We start from the raw sequence: 20,029 nt of genomic DNA, 5'->3' as shown, positions 1-20,029 counted from the left end.
ATCTACGCGCCCGCCAATCAGCCGGTTCCCCCAGCGGCTCCCCTTCGAACTCCTGGGTGCGTGTCCTGCTGTCATGGATCGTAGAGGCGGGCGAAGTCCAGTGTCCCGCACCCGGCTGTGGACCCGGTCCGCCTCCCGGGCAGATGGCCTGGACCGGTACGAGGTTGATACGAGAAGCGCGCCTCCCTGATACGTGCGGCGTTCGGTGGGTGCGTCGTTGATGGGCGCGCCGCGCGCGCCGGGGGCGGTGGCCGGGGGTGGGACCGGCGGGAAGCGATGTGAAGCCACCCCGTACGACGTGCTAATGTTCTGCGTGTCGGAAGGGGCCGGGCCGAAAGGGCCGGAGCCGGAAGACACACCCAATGCGCGGGTGGCGGAATAGGCAGACGCGCTGGATTCAGGTTCCAGTGCCCGCAAGGGCGTGGGGGTTCAACTCCCCCCTCGCGCACAGAGAAACCGATGAGACGGGTCTCTGCCGGTGACGGAAGTCACGGCAGGGGCCCGTTTCTCGTTGTGTGCGGAGTTGTGAGGGATCGCACAGCCAGGCGTGGGTGTGCTGGGACCCGTCTGTGAACTAAGTCACGGACGAGGTCCGGGGTCCAGGCGCCATGCCGGGCTCCGCTCTCCCTCGGGAGACGCGCCGAGAGAGTCATGTCCATGCTGTTAGCCTTCTCGGCACGCGCGCGTGGGGGGAGCGGCCGGGGGGCCGGAGGGGATGCCAGGGCGTTGCCGTACCTCCGCCCATGCCACCCCTGCTCTCTGGAGGAACGGTGGCCCGACTCGGTACGCACCGGCACAGACCCCGGCCCGGATCACGCCCGGCACGACGCACCGCGGCCGTCCTCGCGGCGGCACTCGGCCTCGGCCTGCCCCTCGCGAACACGCCCGCGACGGCGGCGCCGGCCGCGCCCACGGTCTCCGCGGGAGAACTCGTCCTGCCCGCCGCCGCGCGGGCCGTCCCCCGGTTCACCTGGATCCTCAACGCCGGGACCAGCGGCTTCCTGTGGGTGCAGGAGGGCGATGACCGGTTCCTGTGGACGGACTACGCCACCGGCGCCACCACCGCGCTGCGACAGCGCTTGCCGGTCCCGCTCTGGTACGACATCGACAACGGCACCTACCGCGGGGACGTCTCCTTCGCACCCGGCCACTACGGGGACGGGTCGGACACCGTCGCCCTCTACTCGGAGGAGGACGCCCAGGTCACCCTCGTCCGGGGCGCGGGGACGCCGGGCGGCACCGTCGTGGTGCCGGTGCCCGAGGGCCACACGTACCAGGGCACGTTCGGCGACACCATCCTCACCAGCACGAGCAACGTCGCCGGCAACCCGGACGCGTGGGAGCTGCTGCGGGCCGAGAACGGCGAGGTCCGCCGGACGCCGGTGACGGGCCTGCCCGGCGGCGCCCACGACCTCCGCGTCGAGGACGGCGACGCCCGGTCGGTCATCCTGCGCTACGAGACGGAGGACGGCGGCCACTGGAGCATCGTCGACCTCGCCACCGGCGGGGCGCAGGCGCTGCCCGACCGGCCCAGTCCGCAGGAGGCCTGGGAGGTGACCGGCTTCCGGCTGAGCCCCGGCTCGGTGCTGCGGCTGCGCACCGGACGCGGCAAGGCGGACCTGCTCGACCGGGCCGACCCGGACGCGACGCCCCGCACCCTGGAGACGAGTTCGCTGTCGTACCAGGCCGCCTACGGTGTCGTCGGCTCGGCCCTGCTGGGCGTCGAGCCGATGTCACCGGGGGACAACAAGTACCGGGGCCAGCCCCTGTTCGCCCTCACGTCCGACGGCTCGGACACGGCCATGACCAAGGTCATGGACCCGGCCGCCCGTCAGCTCGTCCAGGCCCCGGACGGCTCCGTCCTGGTGGCGGGCGCCGCGAAGTACATCGACCGGGGCGACCTCGACTGGGGCGTGTACCGGGTCGCCCAGGGCGCCGACGGCTCGGTCACCCGCAGCCGCCTGACCGCCGTACAGCCGATGCCCGCGCAGGTCCACGGACTCTCCCTCGGCAGCGGCGTCCTCACCACGGCCGACAACAGCACGCTCTACGAGCCGCACACGATCCTCGGCGCCTACCGCAGCACCTGGCTCACCACGAGCGGCGCCCCGAGCCCCGCGCGGACCACCGTGGACGGCCTGGTCAGCGGCTGGGACGGGTTCTGCGACGAGACCACGCCCCGCTGCATCCGGATGTTCGCCGACGGCACCGGCCACCACGGCCGCCGCGACGCCACCGAGTCCGGCCTGACGATGCTCCGCGCCAACGGCGCCGCCGACTGGGGCCCGACCCTCGACACCGGCGACGACTCCCCGCAGCTCACGGATCTCTCCGGCCGGTACGCCGTCGTCGACGGCGCCTCCTCCGGCAAGCAGTACATCGGTGAGTTCGCCACCGCCGGGGCGGGCAAGGTCCTGCTCAAGCGCGACCGGGTCGCCGCGGCCGTGTGGGGGAACACCCTGTGGAGCGGCGCGGCGAGCGGCGGAAAGGTCACGGCCACCCGGCTGCCCGCGGGCACCGCCGTCGAGTCCTTCACCACCCGCAACGGCTGCACCCCGTCCGCCCTCCAGGCCGTGGGCCGTTTCGTCTACTGGGTGTGCCGGGACGCCTGGGGCGACGTCCAGGGTTCGGGCCTGTACGACCGTACGACCAAGCGCACCTCCACCGCCCCGGACGGCCGGGTCCTGCTCGGGGACGGATACCTGGTCGAGCGGGTTGCCGGCACCCAGTCGGACAGCGGGCTGAGGCTGCTCGACCTGCACAACGGGCTGCCGGACGGCGGCAGTCACACCGACCTGCCGAGCCGCGAGCTCGCCGACTGGACCGACATCGGCCAGGACAACACCGGGGCCGGGACCAGCTGGACCGTGGACCGCTTCGGCGGCGGCGTCGCCTACGCCGACCGCGACCAGCGCGTGCACGTCGTACCGGCCGGCGTGCCGGCGTCCCCCCTCACGGCCGTCGACGCCACGGTCACCGCGGGCCCCGCGACCTGGTCCGGCACCTGGTGGCTGTCCAAGCCCGCCGCCGACTGGAAGGTGACCGTCCGTCGGAAGACGTCCGGCGCCACCGTCCGTACGCTCTCCGGTGCCACGGCCCGGGGCCTGCTGAAGGCCGCCTGGGACGGCAAGGACACCGCCGGCCGTCTGGTCGCCAACGGCACCTACACCTGGACCCTCACCGCCCGGCCCGCCGACGGCCAGGGCGCCGCGCTCACCCTCTCCGGAGACGTCAAGGTGACGGCCGGAGCGGCGGCACCGCGCGACTACGCCGGCAACGACGGGGTCGGTGACGTCCTCACCCTCAGCTCCTCCGGCACCCTCACCGTCCGGCGCGGCACCGGTACCGGCACACTGGGCGGCACGGTCTCCGGCTCCGGCTGGCCGGCCACCGCCCGGATCGTGCCGTTCGGCGACCTCGACGGCGACCACTGCAACGACGTGCTGGTCCGCACCGGCGGCGCCCTGCGGGCCTACCGCCCGGCCTGCGGCAAGGCCCCCACGCCCGGCACGCAGTACACCTCGCTCGGCACCTCCGGCTGGAACGCGTACGACGTCCTGACCTCACCCGGCGACGTCAACGGTGACGGCCGGCCCGACCTGATCGGCCGCCAGTCCTCGACCGGAGACGTCTACCTCTTCAAGGGCGCGGCGAACGGCAAGCTCTCCACCCGCACGAAGATCGCCTCCCACTGGACCGGCTACAAGAAGATCGTCGGCGCCGGTGACCTCAACGGCGACGGCCGCGGCGACCTCCTCGTCCAGGACAAGTCCGACGAGCTGTGGCGGTACGAGGCGAACACCACGAGCACGGGCGGTCTCAAGGCCCGCGTCAAGGTGTTCGCCGACTGGGGCGCCTCCTACAACGCGGTCGTCGGCGCAGGCGACTTCACCGGCGACGGCCGCGCGGACCTCGTGGCCCGCGACACCGCGGGCACCGTGTGGCGCTACAACGGCAACGGCAAGGGCTCGTTCGGGGGCCGCGTGAAGATCGCCACGGGGTGGAAGGGGTACAAGGCCGTCATGTGACGGCTGCGCCGGGGCCGTCGGGGGGCCGGCCACGGATCCGGACGCGGGGTCCGTGGCCGGTTCTTCGCGAGGCGGCGTGGAGGCGCCTCCGCCTTCCGGAAGCTGGACTTCCCGCCGGACCCTGTGTCAGGATCCGCCTCGGTCACGAAGCCGATCGCGCCCCTGGACGAGCGTCGGCTGGCAACCTCGCTCACCGCGCAAGGTGCCCTCCAGGGAAGACCGGGCCCCCACGCTCCCGTGGGGGTAAGCGCGGATCTCCCTGCCCGGCGGGTAAGGGGGTCCCTCCCGAACGGAGACCCTCATGACCGCCGGCATCCCGATCACGAGAACCCGCCAGTGGGGCCTCTACCAGCAGGCCGTCGTGGACGTGGAGTTGCCCGAAGGGCCGGTCCGCATCACCCCGGCACCGCCCGGCGTGGTGGTCGGCCGGTTTCCCGTCCCCCACGGGGAGACGATCCATGTGGTCACGGCCCACAACCCCCGGGGCGCCCGCGCCTCCCGACAGCACAACCACCGCGCGCATCAGGAACTGCTCGGCCTGCTGCGCCGGCGGGGGCTTCCGTGGTGGCCCGCTGCCGGCGGTGACCCGGACGGCCGGCACACCGAGGCGAGCGCGGCGATCGCCGGCCTGAGCGACGACGAAGCACGCGCGCTGGGACGGGAGTTCGGGCAGGACGCGGTGTTCGCCTGGTCGGCGCCGGCATGGAGGCTGCTCACCTGCTTCGGCGCCGAAGAGGCACTGACACTCGGATGGCGGGCGACAGCGGAGCCTTCGCCCGAGGGAGCGCGGGGCTTCCCGGTGGGGTGAGGGCCGAGCGCGGCGTCGAGTACCGCACGGCTGCCGGGCCGGGCCGTGGCGCCGGCCGCGGTTTCCGGCCACGGCGACCGCCCCGGCGTCGGCGGAGTTTTCCACAGGGTCTGACGCGTTTCGGCCACCGGTTGTACGGTCTCCCCGAGTTGATGTTCGTACCGTCGCCTGTTCGAAGGCGGCGGGCCGTGCGGGGGAGGCGGTCGCGGTGACCGGAACCGATGTGGGAGTGACGGACGCGGCGGACCGGGGCGCGCGCCGCCTGCCCCGGGTGCGCGGGTTCGCCGCATGGCCGCCGCAGGGCTCGCCGAAGGAGCAGGGCAAGGCGCTCCGGTCGAGCGTGCCGCGCTCCGCCCACCGCACGATGGACCTGGACGCCGCCCGCCCCGACGCGGTGAGCGCGGTGGCCGAGTCCAACGCCGGCCGCATCCCCGAACTGACCCCGCTGCGGGTGGGCCGGATGGCGGCCACCCCCTTCGCCTTCCTGCGCGGATCCGCCGGACTCATGGCGTACGACCTCGCGCGCACCCCCACGACCACGATCGGCACCCAGATCTGCGGTGACGCCCACGCGGCCAACTTCGGGCTGTACGGCGACGCCCGCGGCGGCCTCGTCATCGACCTCAACGACTTCGACGAGACCGCGCACGGCCCCTGGGAGTGGGACCTCAAGCGGCTCGCGGCCTCGCTGGTGCTCGCCGGCCGCGAGGCGGGCGCCGACGAGGACACCTGCCGCGCCGCGGCCCGGGACGCGGCCGGCGCCTACCGCCGCACCATGCGGCTGCTCGCCAAGCTGCCCGCGCTCGACGCCTGGAACGCCATCGCGGACGAGGAACTGGTCTCCCACACCGACGCCCACGACCTGCTCGGCACGCTCCAGCGGGTCGCGGAGAAGGCCCGGGCCAACACCAGCGGCCGGTTCGCCGCGAAGTCGACCGAGTCGGTGCCGGACGGCGGACGGCGGTTCGTGCCCGCGCCGCCGGTGCTGCGCCGCATACCGGACGCGGAGGCCACAGCGGTCGCCGCGTCCCTGGAGTCGTACGTCGACACCCTCGGCGAGGACCGTCACCCGCTGCTCGCCCGGCACGCCGTGCACGACGTCGCCTTCCGGGTGGTCGGCACCGGCAGCGTCGGCACCCGGTCCTACGTCGTCCTGCTCCTCGACCACCGCGGCGAGCCCCTGGTCCTCCAGGTGAAGGAGGCCCGCCCCTCCGCGCTCGTCCCGCACCTGGCCACGGCCGGTTTCGCCGCGCCCGCGGTGCCGCACGAGGGACGCCGCGTGGTCCTCGGGCAGAAGCGGATGCAGGTCGTGAGCGACACCTTGCTGGGCTGGACCACCGTCGAAGGGCGCCCGTACCAGGTGCGGCAGTTCCGCAACCGCAAGGGCAGCGTCGACCCGGCCGCCCTCGCCGCCGACCAGATCGACGACTACGGCCGCATGACCGGCGCCCTGCTGGCCCGCGCCCACTCCCACAGCGCCGACCCCCGGCTGATCGCCGGCTACTGCGGCAAGAACGAGGAGCTGGACGAGGCGATGGCCGCGTTCGCCGTCGCCTACGCCGACCGCACGGAGGCGGACCACGCCGAGCTGGTCGCGGGCATCAGGGCGGGGCGGATCGAGGCGGAGCTGGGCGTGTGAGGGGGTTCCCGGGGGCCGGGGGGCGGGTTCCCCGGGCGTGGTGCGGGACGGCTCGCCGGGTCCGAGGGGCGGTTCGCCGGGAGCGGGGGAACTGCACCCGGACCGAGCCGCGGGCAACGGCTACGCTGGGCGGGTGACAACCCCGGAAGCCGACCAGTCCCAGGCCCCCCGCCCCGAGGAACGGCTGGAACGGGCCGTACGGGCCGCCGAGCAGGCGTTGATCGAGTACGAGATCGCCGTGGAGACCTTCCGCGTCGAGGTCGAGAACTTCGCCCGCCTCCACGAACAGCGACTCGGCCCGCTCTACACCCGCATCGAGGAGCTGGACGCGGAGATCGCCGAGGCGAAGGCCGCCCGCACCGGCGACCCCGAAGACATCCGCCGCGCCGCGGAGGCCCGTGCCCAGGTGATGCCGATCCCGGGCGTGGAGGAGCTGCTGCACGGCTGGATGGACGGTGACGGCCTGTACCCGGAGGCCGTCGCCATGCTCACCGACCAGCCGGTACGGCCCCCGCAGCGGGTGCGGCCCAGCGAGGAGGCCCGCAAGCTCTACCGCGAGCTGGCCCGCAAGGCCCACCCCGACCTGGCCCAGGAGGAAACGGAGCAGAAGCGGCGCGAGGAGTTCATCAGCCGGGTCAACGCCGCCTATGCCCGTGGCGACGAGACCCTGCTCAGGGAGCTGGCCGAGGAGTGGGCCGCCGGACCGGTACCGCCCGAGCGGAGCCCGAGCCCCGCCGAGGAGCTGTACGCACGCCTCGAATGGCTCGCCCAGCGCAAGGAACTGCTCACCCTCGTCGCCCGCGAACTGGAGGAGGGCGCGATCGCCGGCATGCTCCGCCTCGCCCCCGACGACCCCGACGGGCTGCTCGACGAGATCGCCGACCGGCTGCGCGCCGACATCACCCAGCGGGAGGCGGAACTGGCCGCCCTGCTGGGCCAGGCCTGACCCGCCCCTCGCTTCGGGTAGCGTCGGAGCCATGAATTTCGGAGCTGGTGTGCCCACGGTCCAGGTCACGGACCTCAAGGACGGCGACTTCCTGCTGGACGTCCGCGAGGACGACGAGTGGCAGGCGGGTCACGCCGGGGGAGCCCTGCACATTCCCCTCAGCGAGTTCGTCGCCCGCTACGGCGAGCTGACGGAGGCCGCCCCGCAGGACGGACGCGTCCACGTCATCTGCCGCTCGGGCGCCCGCTCCGCCCAGGTCGCCATGTACCTGGTCCAGCAGGGCGTCGACGCGGTGAACGTCGACGGCGGCATGCAGCACTGGCAGGCCGCCGGCCGCCCGGTCGTCACCGACGACGGCAAGCCGGGCTTCGTCCTCTAGGTCCTGTCGTCAAACTCCCGTCGTCCGCCCGGAGCGCGGCAGACGGGAGTTTGACGACAGGGCCTAGCCCCGGGGCTTGCCGGCCCCCGGCTCTCGGCTGACCGGCCCCCGGTGCCGGTCAGCCGAGGGGATGGGTGGCCAGCAGGTCGCCCAGCCTCTCCTCGTACGCCGCCGCCGGGCCGAGCGCCAGCTCCAGGTGCTTGGCCCAGGCGTGATAGCGGTGCAGCGGGTAGTCGGTGTCCGCGCCGAACCCGCCGTGCAGATGCTGTGCCGTCTGCACCACCCGCCGTACCCCCTCCGCCGCCCAGATCTTCGCCACGGCGATGTCCCCGGCGGCGGGCAGCGCCCCCGGCGCCCCGGACGCGAACCGCCACGCGGCCTGCCACAGGGTGGCCTCCATGGCACGCAGGTCGATGTACCGGTCCGCGGCCTGCACGGCCACCGCCTGGAACGTGGCGATCGGATACCCGAACTGCTCCCGCTTGCCCGTGTACTCACCGGTCATCCGCAGCACCCGCTCGCCCAGCCCGAGCGCCAGCGCACACGTGCCCGTCACCAGCAGCCCGTGCAGCCACTCCCAGGCGCCGTCGGCCTCGATCACCTCACCCGGCTCGACCCGCACGGACCGCAGCCGCAGCTCGGCGAGCCGCTCACCGCTGGTGGAGACCTGCTCGGCGAGCACCAGCCCGGCCGCCTCGCGCGGCACCAGCGCCAGCACGGTCCGGTCGCCGGCCGCGCCCTCGACGTGCGCCGGTACGACGACCAGGTCCGCGTCGAACGCCCATGGCACCGCCGTCTGCACCCCGTCCAGCAGCCAGGCCCGCCCCTCCCGCCGTGCGGTGACGGCCAGCTCGGCCGGATCGTGTCCGGTACGGCCCTGTGCCGCGACGGTCAGCACCAGCTCCCCCCGGCCCGCCGGGGCCGGCAGCCGGTCCGCGAGCTCCGGACCGCCGTAGGCCTGCACGGCCGCCGCGGCGGCGCAGTGCTCCAGCAGTGGCACCCGGGCGAGCACCCGGCCGGCCTCGCGCAGCACCAGGCACAGCGCGATGGCGTCCAGGCCCGCTCCGCCGTGCGTCTCGGCCAGCAGCAGGCTCAGCAGGTCCGCGTCGGCGAGCCGGGACCACAGCGCCCGGTCGAAGCCCTCGGCCACGGCGCCGGTGGTGAGCGCCGGACTGGGCACCGCGTCCGGCGCGACCCCGGCGAACACCCCGCGTGCCGCCTCGGCCGCCGCCCGCTGCTCCTCGCTGAAGGTGAAGTCCACGGCCTGTCCTCCTGGCGGGTCCGGTGATCCGGTCATCCGGTCGTCCGACGGTCCGACGTCTGACGGTCTGAAGGTGCGACCGTGCGACCGTGCGAAGAACCGACCGTCTGACGGGCCGGCCGTCTTACAGGCCGACCGTCTGACGATCCGTCAAGATAGAACAGGTTCTAGGAGAAGGGAACGGTCCTGCGTGCCTCAGCGGTCGAAGTCCAGCTCCACCCTTTCCGTCAGCGGATGCGACTGGCAGGCCAGCACATACCCGGCCTCCGTCTCCTCCGTCTCCAGCGCGAAGTTGCGGTCCATGCGCACCTCGCCCGCGACCAGGAAGGCCCGGCACGTCCCGCACACCCCGCCCTTGCAGGCGTAGGGCGCGTCGGGCCGGTTGCGCAGCACCGTCTCCAGCAGCGACTCGCCTTCCCGCACCGGCCAGGTGCCGCCGCGACCGTCGAGCCGCGCGGTGACGGTGCTGTGCGCGGGCGCCGGAGCCGTGGCCGCCGGGGCCGAGCCCGCGTCCACGTGGAAGATCTCCTGGTGGATCCGGTCCCGGGTCACTCCCAGCTCGCGCAGCGCCTGCTCCGCGCCCCGCACCAGCCCGTACGGCCCGCACAGGAACCAGCCCGCCACCTCGTCCACCGGCAGCAGCGCGGGCAGCAGCCCGGTGAGCCGCTCCCGGTCGAGCCGGCCGGACGGCAGACCCGCCTGCTGTTCCTCCCGGGAGAGCACGGTCACCAGCTGAAGCCGCTCCGGGTAGCGGTCCTTCAGATCGGCGACCTCCTCCAGGAACATCGTCGAGGCGGCCGTACGGTCGCTGCGTATCAGACAGAACCGGGCCGCCGGCTCGCGCGCCAGCAGTGTGGCGACGATGGACAGCACCGGGGTGATGCCGCTGCCGCCGACGACAGCCGCGTACAGGCCGGGCGCCGGTTCCAGTGTGAAGCGGCCCGCCGGGGTCATCACCTCCAGCTCGTCCCCGACGTTGATCTCCTTCAGCGCGTACGCCGAGAAGGCCCCGCCCTCGACCAGCCGCACCCCCACCCGCAGGCTGTCCGGGCCGTCGCCGGCCGGATCGGGGGCGGGGGAGCAGATCGAGTAGGTGCGCCGGATCTCCGTGCCGTCGACCCGGCGGCGCAGCGCGAGATGCTGGCCGGGCGCGTGCCGGTACTCCTCGCGCAGCTCGGGCGGGACGGAGAAGGTGACGGCGACGGAGTCGTCGGTGATCCGGTCGACCGCGGCCACCGGGAGCGGGTGGAAGCGGGCCATCACAACTCCTTGAAGTGGTCGAACGGTTCACGGCAGGCCAGACAGCGGCGCAGTGCCTTGCACGCGGTGGAGGAGAACCGGCTCAGCAGTTCGGTGTCGGCCGATCCGCAGTGCGGGCAGCGGACCGGTTCGGTCGCGGTGTCCGTGGCGTGCGTGCCTGGTGTGGCGTGCGTGCGGGTCGGGCCGAGGGTCAGCGGCACCGGGCCGTCGCCGTGGCGCACGCGTGGCGGGGCGATGCCGAACTCCCGGAGTCTCTCGCGCCCTTCGGGGGTGATGTCGTCGGTGGACCAGGCGGGGCTGAGCACCGTGCGGACGGTGACCTCGCGCATGCCGTGGGCGCGCAGCACCCGCTCGATGTCGAGGCTCATCGCCTCGATGGCCGGGCAGCCGGTGTAGGTGGGGGTCAGGTCGACCTCCACCGCGTCGCCGCCGTGGACGCGCACCGCGCGGAGCACGCCCAGCTCGCGCAGCGTGAGTACGGGCAGCTCGGGGTCGGGGACCGCGCCGGCCAGCTCCAGCAGCCGCTCCTCCAGGGCGGTGGCGGTCACCATGACGCCCCCGGGTGGCTGCGGTGCAGGTGCTGCATCTCGGCGAGCATCCGGCCGAACGGCTCGGTGTGCAGGCCCTGCCGGCCGGCGCCCGCCGACCAGGCTCCGGTGCGCGGACCGTCCGGGACCGGGAGGGTGGCCCGGCCGAGCACATCGGTGACGGACTCCAGCCAGCGCTGCTCCAGGCGGGCCCAGTCGGCGCTCAGGCCCTCCACCGGCTGGAACATCTCGCCCGTGAACCGCCACAGCGCGTCGCAGGCCCGCCGCATCCGCTCGTGGCTGGTCCCGGTGCCGTCGCCGAGCCGCAGCGTCCACTGCTCGGCGTGGTCGCGGTGGTAGGCCACCTCCTTCACCGCCTTCGCGGCCAGCGGTGCGAAGGGGCCGTCGCCTGCGGCGAGTTCGGTGTAGAGCAGCTGCTGGTAGGTGGAGAAGTACAGCTGGCGGGCGATGGTGTGCGCGAAGTCGCCGTTCGGCTGCTCGACCAACTGGAGGTTGCGGAAGGCGCGTTCCTCGCGCAGATAGGCCAGTTCGTCCTCGTCGCCGGCCAGGGACAGCAGCACCCGGGCCTGGCCGAGCAGGTCCAGGGCGATGTTGGCGAGGGCGACCTCCTCCTCCAGGACGGGGGCGTGCCCGGCCCACTCCCCCAGGCGGTGGGAGAGCACCAGGGCGTCGTCGCCGAGGGCGAGCGCGGCGGTCACGGGGACGGGGGAGCCGGTGGCGGGGCGGGCCGCGGGGCCGGTGGCGGTCACAGGTGCTTCACCCCTTCCGGGATCTCGTAGAAGGTCGGGTGCCGGTAGGGCTTGTCGGCGGCCGGCTCGAAGAACGGGTCCTTCTCGTCCGGCGAGGACGCGGTGATCGCGGCGGCCGGGACGACCCAGATGGAGACGCCCTCGCCGCGCCGGGTGTACAGATCGCGGGCGTTGCGCAGGGCCAGCTCGGCGTCGGGCGCGTGCAGGCTGCCGGCGTGGGTGTGGGAGAGGCCGCGCCGGGAGCGCACGAAGACCTCCCACAGGGGCCAGTCGGTGGTGCTCATGCTCGCGTCGCTCCTGTCTCACCGGTGCCGCCGGTGTGCTTGGCCGCGTAGGCCGCGGCCGCTTCCCGTACCCACGCGCCCTCGTCGTGGGCGCGCCTGCGCTGGGTGATCCGCTGTTCGTTGCAGGGGCCGTTGCCCTTGAGGACCTCCCAGAACTCCGTCCAGTCGATCGGACCGAAGTCGTAGTGCCCCCGCTCCTCGTTCCACCGCAGCTCCGGATCGGGGAGGGTGAGGCCGAGGGACTCGGCCTGCGGGACGCAGATGTCCACGAAGCGCTGGCGCAGCTCGTCGTTGGAGTGGCGCTTGATCTTCCACTCCATCGACTGCGCGGAGTGCTGGGACGCGTCGTCGGGCGGGCCGAACATCATCAGCGACGGCCACCACCAGCGGTCCACGGCGTCCTGGGCCATGGCGTGCTGCTCGGGCGTGCCCTTGCTGAGGGCCAGCAGCAGCTCGTAGCCCTGGCGCTGGTGGAAGGACTCCTCCTTGCAGATCCGCACCATCGCGCGGGCGTACGGGCCGTAGGAGCAGCGGCACAGGGGGACCTGGTTGGTGATCGCGGCGCCGTCCACCAGCCAGCCGATCGCGCCGACGTCGGCCCAGGTCAGGGTGGGGTAGTTGAAGATCGAGGAGTACTTCTGGCGGCCGCTGTGCAGTTTGTCGAGCAGCTCGTCCCGGCTGGTGCCGAGGGTCTCCGCCGCGCTGTACAGGTACAGGCCGTGGCCGGCCTCGTCCTGGACCTTGGCCATCAGGATCGCCTTGCGGCGCAGGGAGGGCGCGCGGGTGATCCAGTTGGCCTCCGGCTGCATGCCGATGATCTCGGAGTGGGCGTGCTGGGCGATCTGCCGGACGAGGGTCGCGCGGTAGGCGTCGGGCATCCAGTCGCGTGGTTCGATGCGTTCGTCGGCGGCCACGGCCGCGTCGAAGTCGCGCTGGTAGGCCGTGGTGTCGACGCTGTCCGGCGCGCCGTCCGCCTCGGTGCGGGCCGTGCGCTGCGCGGCTGCTGTGGCCATGCGATCCCCCTGACCTCGGGCTCTGCGGTGAACTCTGTCCGGTCGATACGTCCCGGCCAGTGTCCCGACCGATCGTTCGGTCCATGCGTAGTCCATGGTGTGCCGGGCCGCGATGGGTGTCAACCGCTGTGGAAAACTGCGCCCACAGCCTGTGGACAAGGGCGGACAAGGCACGGCAGGTCGTACCCGCGGTCCGCGTCAGGGGCCGTACCGCGTGGCGAGGACCACCTGGCCGGCCCGTACCCGGGGCTGCGCCCGGGGCCCGGGGCTGAGTACCGTTCCGTGCGAGCGCCGAACGTGGCTCTCGTGCACCATGTGACGCCGGTGCCCGGCGTCGCGCTCCCGCGCCGCCGCGCTCAGCCGACCGCTGGGCCGGACGACCTGGCCGCACGACCGCGCGGGCCGAACGACTGACCAGCCACATGAGCCGAAACGGGGGACGGGACGGAATGGACGCGTACGACGAGGACCCGCGGGGCCCGCAGGGCCCGTCCGGGACGCGTCTCCCGGAACAACCCGCGCAGCCGCCGCCGCCCCCGCCGCCCGTTGGCGCGCCCCGGCCCCGCACCGGCGTCGCCGCGCTCTCCCCCGGCTACCAGGTCGGTGCCGCGCTGGCGCTCGCCGTCGTCGCCGTGGGCGCCTGTGTGCACCTGCTGATGGTCTTCCTCAGCCTCGCGCCCTCGAACACCGTGACGAAGCAGCACGGCAAGGCGATAGAGGAGTGGGTGTATCCGGAGTTCGAGCAGAACTGGAAGCTGTTCGCCCCGAACCCGCTGCAGCAGAACATCGCCGTACAGGTCCGCGCCGAGGTGCGGATGCGGGACGGCGGCCTGCGCACCACCGGGTGGACCGACCTGTCCGCCCAGGACGGCGCCGCCATCGACGGCAACGTGGCGCCCAGCCACGCCCAGCAGAACGAGCTGCGCCGGGCCTGGGACTTCTTCTCCGCCACGCACGCCGCCGACAACCGTCCCGTCGGCCTGCGCGGCTCCCTGTCCGAGCAGTACCTGCGCCGGATCGTGGTGATGCGCCTGTACCGGGACGATCCGACGAGCCGGGAAGGCGTGATACAGCGCGTGCAGGTCCGTTCCAGCACCACCAATGTGCAGCCGCCGCCATGGAGCCGTGAGCGGGTGTCCGACAAGCCGGTCTACCGGCTGCTTCCCTGGTGGTCCGTGACCGCCGACGAGGCCGCGGGAGGTGTGCGGTGAACCGTCTCTCCCTGACGCTGTCGCGCGGTATCGCCCGGGTCACCGAGGCGGCCCTCGGGCCGTACCAGAGCGCCGTGATCCGGATCGGCTTCGCCGGGACCTGGCTGCTGTTCCTGCTGCGCGAGTTCCCCCACCGCCAGGAGCTGTACGGCCCCTCCGGACCGTGGGGCTGGAACCTCGCCCAGCGGCTGACCGCCGCCAACGACGCCTTCACGGCGCTGCTGTGGTCGGACGGACAGCTCTGGTTCGAGTGCTGTTACACGCTGGCCATCCTCGCCAGCGCGGCCCTGGTGCTCGGCTGGCGCACCCGGACCGCGTCCGTGCTCTTCATGGTGGGCGTGCTGTCGCTGCAGAACCGCAGCGTGTTCGTCGGTGACGGCGGTGACAACGTCCTGCACCTGATGGCCATCTACCTGGTGTTCACGCGCTGCGGACAGGTGTGGTCCCTCGACGCGCGGCGCGCGGCCCACGGCGCGGCGGCACGCGCGCGGGGCGAGCGGGCGCCGGCCGACCGGGTGGGGCCGGTGCTGTGGGCGGTGCTCGGCCTGGCGCTGGGCACGGCGACGCTGACCGGCCGGTTCGACAACGACTGGCTGATCACGGTGCTGCTGTGGACGGCGTGGGCGGGGCTCGGCCTGTGGTGGGCCGTCGGACGCCGGGAGGCCTGGCAGCAGCCGCGGTTGCTGCTGGACGTCGTCGCCAACATCCTGCACAACGGCGCCCTGGTCGTGATCATGGCGGAGGCCTGTCTGATCTACGCCACGGCCGGCTGGTACAAGGTCCAGGGCTCGCGCTGGCAGGACGGCACCGCCGTCTACTACCCGCTCCACCTGGACTACTTCTCGCCCTGGCCCGGCCTCGCCGACCTCATGTCGTCCAGCGGCACGATCATGATGATCGTGGCCTACGGGACCGTCATGGTGCAGGTCGCCTTCCCGTTCACCCTGTTCAACCGGCGGGTCAAGAACGTCCTGCTGGTGCTGATGATGACCGAGCACGCGGTGATCGCGGTCGTCCTCGGACTGCCGTTCTTCTCGCTGGCGATGATCACCGCAGACGCGGTGTTCCTGCCGACGTCCTTCCTGCGCCGGCTGGGCGACCTGGCGGCACGCGCGCGGGGCCGGCTCTCCCCGAGCGATGGCCGTTCGGTCCCCGCGCCGCGCTCCCCGGAGGAAAGCACGGCGGACCGCGTAGGGTTCACCGCATGAGCGACCCGCTGAGCCGCTGGCGCGAGCACGCGGACACCGCCGTGCTGCTCGACGGCTTCCACGCCCTGAAGCACGCGCTGCGCTTCGGGGCCGAGGTGCCGGTCGCGGTCACCACCGACCGGCGGGCCGCCCTCGCTCTCGCCGACGAGCTGGCCGGGGACGTACGCGACACGCTGGACGTCCTCCTCGTGGAGGTGCCCGGCCAGGCGTACGCCTCCCTCGTCCCGCGCCCCCATCCGACCGGCGTGGCCGCCCTCGCGGTACGGCCGTCCCGTGAGGCCGGCCTGCGCGCGCTCGCCCGTACGCCCCGCACCGCGCCCGTCGTGGTCCTGGACCATCCCCGCAACCTGGGCAACGCGGGTGCCGTGATCCGGCTGGCCGCCGGTTTCGGGGCGACCGGCGTGGTCACCACGGGCACGCTCGACCCCTGGCATCCCACGGTGGTGCGCGGCGGCGCGGGCCTGCACTTCGCGACCACCGTCGAGCGCCTCGGCGCCGACGAGCTGCCCGCCGGGCCGCTGTTCGCCCTCGACCCGGAGGGCGAGGACATCCGCGGCACGAAGCTGCCCGACGACGCCGTGCTGGCCTTCGGTTCGGAACGCTCCGGCCTGTCGCCGGAACTGCGCGCCCGGGCCGACCATCTGCTGCGCCTCCCGATGCGCCCCCAGGTCTCCAGCTACAACCTGGCCACCAGTGTCGCGATGACGCTGTACCACTGGAGCGCGACCGGCGCGGCGCCCACGGCCTAGGCCTCCCGGCGCACCTCCACCACCCGGAAGCGGTTGGCGACGAACGCGCCGTCGGTGAGGGCCGCGTTGGCCGCCGGGTTGCCGCCCGAGCCGTGGAAGTCGGAGAACGCGGCCGTCTGGTTGACGTAGACCCCGCCGGTCAGGTTGAGGGAGAGCTGGGCCGCCTCCTCCAGGCAGACCTCCTCGACGGCGCGCTCGGTCCCGGCGTCGGTGGTGTACGCGCCGACCGTCATCGCGCCCTTCTCGCGGACCGTGCGGCGCAGCAGCTCCACCGCGTCCGTCACCGAGTCGACGGCGACGGCGAAGGAGACCGGGCCGAAGCACTCGCTCATGTACGCGGCCTCGTCGTCCGGCTTGGCGCCGTCCAGCTTGACGATGACCGGGGTGCGGACCACCGCGCCCGGGAACTCCGGGTGGGTGACCTCGCGGGAGGCGAGGGCGACCTCGCCGAGGCCGGCCGCGGCCTCCAGGCGGGCCTTGACGTCCGGGTTGACGATCGCGCCCAGCAGCGCGTTCGCCCGCGCGTCGTCGCCGAGCAGGCCGTCGACCGCGCGGGCGAGGTCGGCGGTGACCTCGTCGAACGTCTTGGGGCCCTGGTCGGTGGTGATGCCGTCGCGGGGGATGAGCAGGTTCTGCGGGGTGGTGCACATCTGGCCGCTGTACAGGGACAGCGAGAACGCCAGGTTGGACAGCATGCCCTTGTAGTCGTCCGTGGAGTGCACGAGCACCGTGTTGACGCCGGCCTTCTCCGTGTAGACCTGCGCCTGGCGGGCGTTGGCTTCCAGCCAGTCGCCGAAGGACGTCGACCCGGTGTAGTCGATGATCTTGATCTCGGGGCGGGTGGCGAGGGTCTTGGCGATGCCCTCGCCGGGGCGCTCGGCGGCCAGCGCCACCAGGTTCGGGTCGAAGCCCGCCCCGGCGAGCACCTCCCGGGCGACCCGGACGGTCAGCGCGAGCGGCAGCACCGCGCGCGGGTGCGGCTTGACCAGGACGGCGTTTCCGGTGGCCAGGGAGGCGAACAGGCCCGGGTAGCCGTTCCAGGTCGGGAAGGTGTTGCAGCCGATGACCAGGCCGATGCCGCGCGGGACCGCGGTGAACCGCTTGGTGAGGGCCAGCGGGTCGCGCTTGCCCTGCGGCTTGGTCCACTCCGCCGTTTCCGGGGTGCGGACCTGCTCCGCGTACGCGTACGCCACCGCCTCCAGGCCGCGGTCCTGGGCGTGCGGGCCGCCCGCCTGGAACGCCATCATGAAGGCCTGCCCGCTGGTGTGCATGACGGCGTGCGCGAACTCGTGCGTCCGGTCGCTGATCCGCTTGAGGATCTCCAGACAGACCACCGCCCGGACCTCCGGGCCCGCGTCCCGCCAGGCCCGCTGCCCGGCCCGCATGGCCGGGAGCAGCACGTCGACGTCCGCGTGCGGGTACGTCACGCCCAGCTCGATGCCGTACGGCGAGACCTCGCCGCCCACCCAGTCGTCCGTGCCGGGCTGGCCGAGGTCGAGGCGGGTCCCCAGCACGGCGTCGAAGGCGGCCTTGCCCGCCGCGGCGTCCAGGCTGCCGTTCTCGCCGTAGGCCTTGGGATGTTCGGGGTGGGGGGACCAGTACGCGCGGGTGCGGATGGCCTCCAGGGCCTGGTCGAGCGTCGGCCGGTGCTTTTCGATCAGCTCGGGCGCGGTCAGTTCGGCGGCCATGCGGGACCAACTCCTCGTCTGGAGAACTCGTCGTCGAGTTCGGACCTGGCAGAAAGAGCAGCGGGATAGGACGGTCAGAGCTAGAGTAACCGAACGATCGGTCGGTACAAGGGGGTCCCGCCGCATCTGTGGAAAACCCCGTGCGGGAGGATCGCGCACATGACAGCACTCGACCTCAGCAGCCCCGTGGCCGTCGTCGGAACCGGCACCATGGGCCAGGGAATCGCCCAGGTCGCGCTCGTCGCCGGGCACCCCGTGCGGCTCTACGACGCCGCACCCGGCCGGGCCCGGGACGCGGCCGAAGCGATCGGCGCCCGCCTCGACCGGCTCGTGGCCAAGGACCGGCTCACGGAAGCCGACCGCGACGCGGCCCGCGCCCGCCTGAAGCCCGCGGACAGCCTCGCGGAACTGGCCGGCTGCGGGCTGGTCGTGGAGGCCGTCCTGGAGCGGCTGGACGTCAAGCAGCGGCTCTTCGGCGAGCTGGAGGAGATCGTCGCCGAGGACTGCCTGCTCGCCACCAACACCTCCTCACTGTCGGTGACGGCCATCGGCGGCGCCCTGCGCCACCCCGGGCGCTTCGTCGGCCTGCACTTCTTCAACCCGGCGCCGCTGCTGCCGCTGGTCGAGGTGGTCTCCGGGTTCGCCACCGACGTCACGTCGGCCACGCGCGCGTACGAGACCGCCCGCGCCTGGGGCAAGACCCCGGTGGCCTGCGCGGACACCCCCGGCTTCATCGTCAACCGCATCGCCAGGCCGTTCTACGCAGAGGCGTTCGCCGTGTACGAGGCCCAGGCCGCCGACCCCGCGACCATCGACGCGGTCCTGCGCGAGTCGGGCGGCTTCAAGATGGGCGCGTTCGAGCTGACCGACCTGATCGGCCAGGACGTCAACGAGTCCGTCACCCACTCGGTGTGGCAGTCCTTCTTCCAGGACGTGCGCTTCACCCCCTCCCTGGCCCAGCGCCGGCTGGTGGAGTCCGGCCGGCTCGGCCGCAAGAGCGGGCGCGGTTGGTACGACTACGCCGAGGGAGCCGAGCGGCCCGAGCCGCACACCGCCGACAAGGAGCAGCCGCCCGCCCACGTCGTCGCCGAGGGCGGTCTCGGGCCGGCCGCCGAACTGCTGACCATGATCCGCGAGGCGGGCATCCGGGTCCGCGAGGAGGACGAGGACCACGGCACCCGACTGGTGCTGCCCAGCGGCGGCCAGCTCGTCCTCGCCGACGGCCAGACCTCCGCCGAGTTCCGGGACGTCGTCTACTTCGACCTCGCCCTGGACTACCGCACGGCCACCCGCATCGCCCTGTCCGCCGCCCAGGACACCTCGCCGCAGACCCTCGCCGAGGCAACCGGCCTGTTCCAGGCGCTCGGCAAGGACGTCAGCGTCATCGGCGACGTACCCGGCATGATCGTCGCCCGCACGGTGGCCCGGATCATCGACCTCGCCCACGACGCCGTCGCCAAGGGCGTGGCCACCGAGGAGGACATCGACACCGCGATGCGCCTGGGCGTCAACTACCCGCTCGGCCCCTTCGAGTGGGACCGCAGGCTCGGCCGCGACTTCGCCTTCGACGTCCTGGACGAGATGCACGAGCGCGACCCCAGCGGACGCTACGCGCCCTCCCTCGCGCTGTACCGCCACGCGTATGCCACCGACAAGCGGGAGGGCACCTCATGACCACGGCCAAGCGCGACACCTACACCCCCGAGACGCTGCTCTCCGTCGCCGTCCGCGTCTTCAACGAGCGCGGCTACGACGGCACCTCCATGGAGCACCTGTCCAAGGCGGCCGGCATCTCCAAGTCGTCGATCTACCACCACGTCAGCGGCAAGGAGGAGCTGCTGCGCCGGGCCGTCAGCCGCGCCCTGGACGGCCTGTTCGCCATCCTGGACGAGGAGCACGCGCGCGTGGGGCGTCCGGCCGAACGGCTGGAGCACGTCGTGCGCCGCATGGTCGAGGTGCTCATAGCAGAGCTGCCCTATGTGACGCTGCTGCTGCGCGTGCGCGGCAACACCGAGACCGAGCGCTGGGCGCTGGAGCGGCGCCGCGACTTCGACCACCGGGTCGCCGAGCTGCTGAAGGCGGCGGCGGCCGACGGGGACGTACGCGGCGACGTGGAGGTCCGCCTGGTCACCCGGCTGGTCTTCGGGATGATCAACTCGATCGTGGAGTGGTACCGGCCGGACGCGCGGGGCGCGAGCGACCGGGAGGTGGCCGACGCCGTCGTCCGGCTGGTCTTCTCGGGGCTGCGCCAGGACTGA

The 20,029-nt window shown here is 73.2% G+C and carries 17 protein-coding genes, 1 tRNA gene and 1 riboswitch; of the genes, 11 read left to right on the top strand and 7 right to left on the bottom strand.

The window, feature by feature from the left end; genetic code table 11:
- Positions 1-364: 364 nt before the first annotated feature.
- The 6 genes from AB0L21_RS08480 (at position 365) to AB0L21_RS08455 (ending at position 7,800) form a co-directional block, all read left to right on the top strand.
- Positions 365-448, top strand: a tRNA-Leu gene (locus tag AB0L21_RS08480).
- Between the two features lie 322 nt (positions 449-770).
- A complete protein-coding gene (locus tag AB0L21_RS08475) occupies positions 771-4,028 on the top strand; it encodes an FG-GAP-like repeat-containing protein (RefSeq protein ID WP_365782925.1) in 3,258 nt (1,085 codons plus the stop codon).
- Between the two features lie 140 nt (positions 4,029-4,168).
- Positions 4,169-4,284, top strand: a riboswitch (SAM riboswitch).
- Between the two features lie 45 nt (positions 4,285-4,329).
- The gene (locus AB0L21_RS08470) at positions 4,330-4,836 is read left to right on the top strand and encodes a DUF3293 domain-containing protein (protein WP_365782923.1); all 507 of its coding nucleotides are present in this window, start codon (positions 4,330-4,332) and stop codon (positions 4,834-4,836) included.
- Between the two features lie 208 nt (positions 4,837-5,044).
- Positions 5,045-6,475, top strand: coding sequence for a DUF2252 domain-containing protein (locus tag AB0L21_RS08465; RefSeq protein ID WP_365782921.1), 1,431 nt, complete (start codon positions 5,045-5,047; stop codon positions 6,473-6,475).
- A 133-nt stretch (positions 6,476-6,608) separates the two neighbouring features.
- Positions 6,609-7,421, top strand: a complete 813-nt coding sequence (locus AB0L21_RS08460; RefSeq protein WP_365700089.1) for a hypothetical protein — start codon at positions 6,609-6,611, stop codon at positions 7,419-7,421.
- A gap of 49 nt (positions 7,422-7,470) precedes the next feature.
- A complete protein-coding gene (locus AB0L21_RS08455; protein WP_365700340.1) occupies positions 7,471-7,800 on the top strand; it encodes a rhodanese-like domain-containing protein in 330 nt (109 codons plus the stop codon).
- A gap of 118 nt (positions 7,801-7,918) precedes the next feature.
- Here the strand turns inward: AB0L21_RS08455 and AB0L21_RS08450 are convergent, their stop codons facing one another.
- The 6 genes from AB0L21_RS08450 to paaA all read right to left on the bottom strand — a co-directional run bounded on the left by AB0L21_RS08450 (position 7,919) and on the right by paaA (position 12,915).
- On the bottom strand, positions 7,919-9,061 hold the full coding sequence (locus tag AB0L21_RS08450; RefSeq protein WP_365700087.1) for an acyl-CoA dehydrogenase: 1,143 nt from the start codon (positions 9,059-9,061) through the stop codon (positions 7,919-7,921).
- 195 nt (positions 9,062-9,256) lie between these two features.
- Positions 9,257-10,321, bottom strand: coding sequence for a 2Fe-2S iron-sulfur cluster-binding protein (locus tag AB0L21_RS08445; RefSeq protein ID WP_365782919.1), 1,065 nt, complete (start codon positions 10,319-10,321; stop codon positions 9,257-9,259).
- Positions 10,321-10,872 (bottom strand): 1,2-phenylacetyl-CoA epoxidase subunit PaaD, encoded by a 552-nt coding sequence (gene paaD / locus AB0L21_RS08440; RefSeq protein ID WP_365700083.1) that lies wholly within the window; start codon positions 10,870-10,872, stop codon positions 10,321-10,323. Before paaD ends, AB0L21_RS08445 begins: the two co-directional genes overlap by 1 nt.
- Positions 10,866-11,567 carry a 1,2-phenylacetyl-CoA epoxidase subunit PaaC gene (gene paaC, locus AB0L21_RS08435; protein WP_365783060.1) on the bottom strand — a complete coding sequence of 234 codons (702 nt, stop codon included), beginning with the start codon at positions 11,565-11,567 and terminating at the stop codon, positions 10,866-10,868. The genes paaD and paaC overlap by 7 nt, the downstream gene beginning before the upstream one ends.
- A 47-nt stretch (positions 11,568-11,614) precedes the next feature.
- Positions 11,615-11,902, bottom strand: a complete 288-nt coding sequence (gene paaB / locus AB0L21_RS08430) for a 1,2-phenylacetyl-CoA epoxidase subunit PaaB (protein WP_014673816.1) — start codon at positions 11,900-11,902, stop codon at positions 11,615-11,617.
- A complete protein-coding gene (paaA, locus tag AB0L21_RS08425; RefSeq protein WP_365700081.1) occupies positions 11,899-12,915 on the bottom strand; it encodes a 1,2-phenylacetyl-CoA epoxidase subunit PaaA in 1,017 nt (338 codons plus the stop codon). The genes paaB and paaA overlap by 4 nt, the downstream gene beginning before the upstream one ends.
- A gap of 449 nt (positions 12,916-13,364) precedes the next feature.
- Between paaA and AB0L21_RS08420 the strand changes: the two genes are divergently transcribed.
- From AB0L21_RS08420 to AB0L21_RS08410, 3 genes are read left to right on the top strand one after another with little or no spacing between them, the layout of a single operon-like run.
- Positions 13,365-14,126 (top strand): DUF5819 family protein, encoded by a 762-nt coding sequence (locus tag AB0L21_RS08420; protein WP_365782917.1) that lies wholly within the window; start codon positions 13,365-13,367, stop codon positions 14,124-14,126.
- On the top strand, positions 14,123-15,334 hold the full coding sequence (locus tag AB0L21_RS08415) for an HTTM domain-containing protein (protein WP_365700077.1): 1,212 nt from the start codon (positions 14,123-14,125) through the stop codon (positions 15,332-15,334). The genes AB0L21_RS08420 and AB0L21_RS08415 overlap by 4 nt, the downstream gene beginning before the upstream one ends.
- Positions 15,331-16,083: a TrmH family RNA methyltransferase gene (locus AB0L21_RS08410; RefSeq protein ID WP_365700075.1), complete on the top strand. Its 753-nt coding sequence runs from the start codon at positions 15,331-15,333 to the stop codon at positions 16,081-16,083. The genes AB0L21_RS08415 and AB0L21_RS08410 overlap by 4 nt, the downstream gene beginning before the upstream one ends.
- Here AB0L21_RS08410 and paaN read toward each other — a convergent pair.
- Entirely contained in the window at positions 16,080-17,771 is a 1,692-nt protein-coding gene (gene paaN, locus AB0L21_RS08405) for a phenylacetic acid degradation protein PaaN (RefSeq protein WP_365782915.1), read from the bottom strand. The genes AB0L21_RS08410 and paaN overlap by 4 nt on opposite strands.
- A 159-nt stretch (positions 17,772-17,930) precedes the next feature.
- Between paaN and AB0L21_RS08400 the strand changes: the two genes are divergently transcribed.
- Positions 17,931-19,445, top strand: a complete 1,515-nt coding sequence (locus AB0L21_RS08400) for a 3-hydroxyacyl-CoA dehydrogenase (protein ID WP_365782913.1) — start codon at positions 17,931-17,933, stop codon at positions 19,443-19,445.
- Positions 19,442-20,029: a TetR/AcrR family transcriptional regulator gene (locus AB0L21_RS08395; RefSeq protein WP_365782911.1), complete on the top strand. Its 588-nt coding sequence runs from the start codon at positions 19,442-19,444 to the stop codon at positions 20,027-20,029. Before AB0L21_RS08400 ends, AB0L21_RS08395 begins: the two co-directional genes overlap by 4 nt.

It is taken from the genome of Streptomyces sp. NPDC052721 (genome assembly GCF_040678315.1).
Lineage (GTDB): Bacteria > Actinomycetota > Actinomycetes > Streptomycetales > Streptomycetaceae > Streptomyces.
Note: the sequence above shows the minus strand (reverse complement) of the source record. Positions and strands in the feature narration are given on the sequence as shown.

Excerpts from the sequence above, each read along its gene's own strand:
- AB0L21_RS08470 (WP_365782923.1), top strand. The coding sequence starts at position 4,330 with ATGACCGCCGGCATCCCGATCACGAGAACCCGCCAGTGGGGCCTCTAC.
- AB0L21_RS08445 (WP_365782919.1), bottom strand. The coding sequence starts at position 10,321 with ATGGCCCGCTTCCACCCGCTCCCGGTGGCCGCGGTCGACCGGATCACC.
- paaD (WP_365700083.1), bottom strand. The coding sequence starts at position 10,872 with ATGGTGACCGCCACCGCCCTGGAGGAGCGGCTGCTGGAGCTGGCCGGC.
- paaB (WP_014673816.1), bottom strand. The coding sequence starts at position 11,902 with ATGAGCACCACCGACTGGCCCCTGTGGGAGGTCTTCGTGCGCTCCCGG.
- paaA (WP_365700081.1), bottom strand. The coding sequence starts at position 12,915 with ATGGCCACAGCAGCCGCGCAGCGCACGGCCCGCACCGAGGCGGACGGC.
- AB0L21_RS08420 (WP_365782917.1), top strand. The coding sequence starts at position 13,365 with ATGGACGCGTACGACGAGGACCCGCGGGGCCCGCAGGGCCCGTCCGGG.
- AB0L21_RS08410 (WP_365700075.1), top strand. The coding sequence starts at position 15,331 with ATGAGCGACCCGCTGAGCCGCTGGCGCGAGCACGCGGACACCGCCGTG.
- paaN (WP_365782915.1), bottom strand. The coding sequence starts at position 17,771 with ATGGCCGCCGAACTGACCGCGCCCGAGCTGATCGAAAAGCACCGGCCG.
- AB0L21_RS08400 (WP_365782913.1), top strand. The coding sequence starts at position 17,931 with ATGACAGCACTCGACCTCAGCAGCCCCGTGGCCGTCGTCGGAACCGGC.
- AB0L21_RS08395 (WP_365782911.1), top strand. The coding sequence starts at position 19,442 with ATGACCACGGCCAAGCGCGACACCTACACCCCCGAGACGCTGCTCTCC.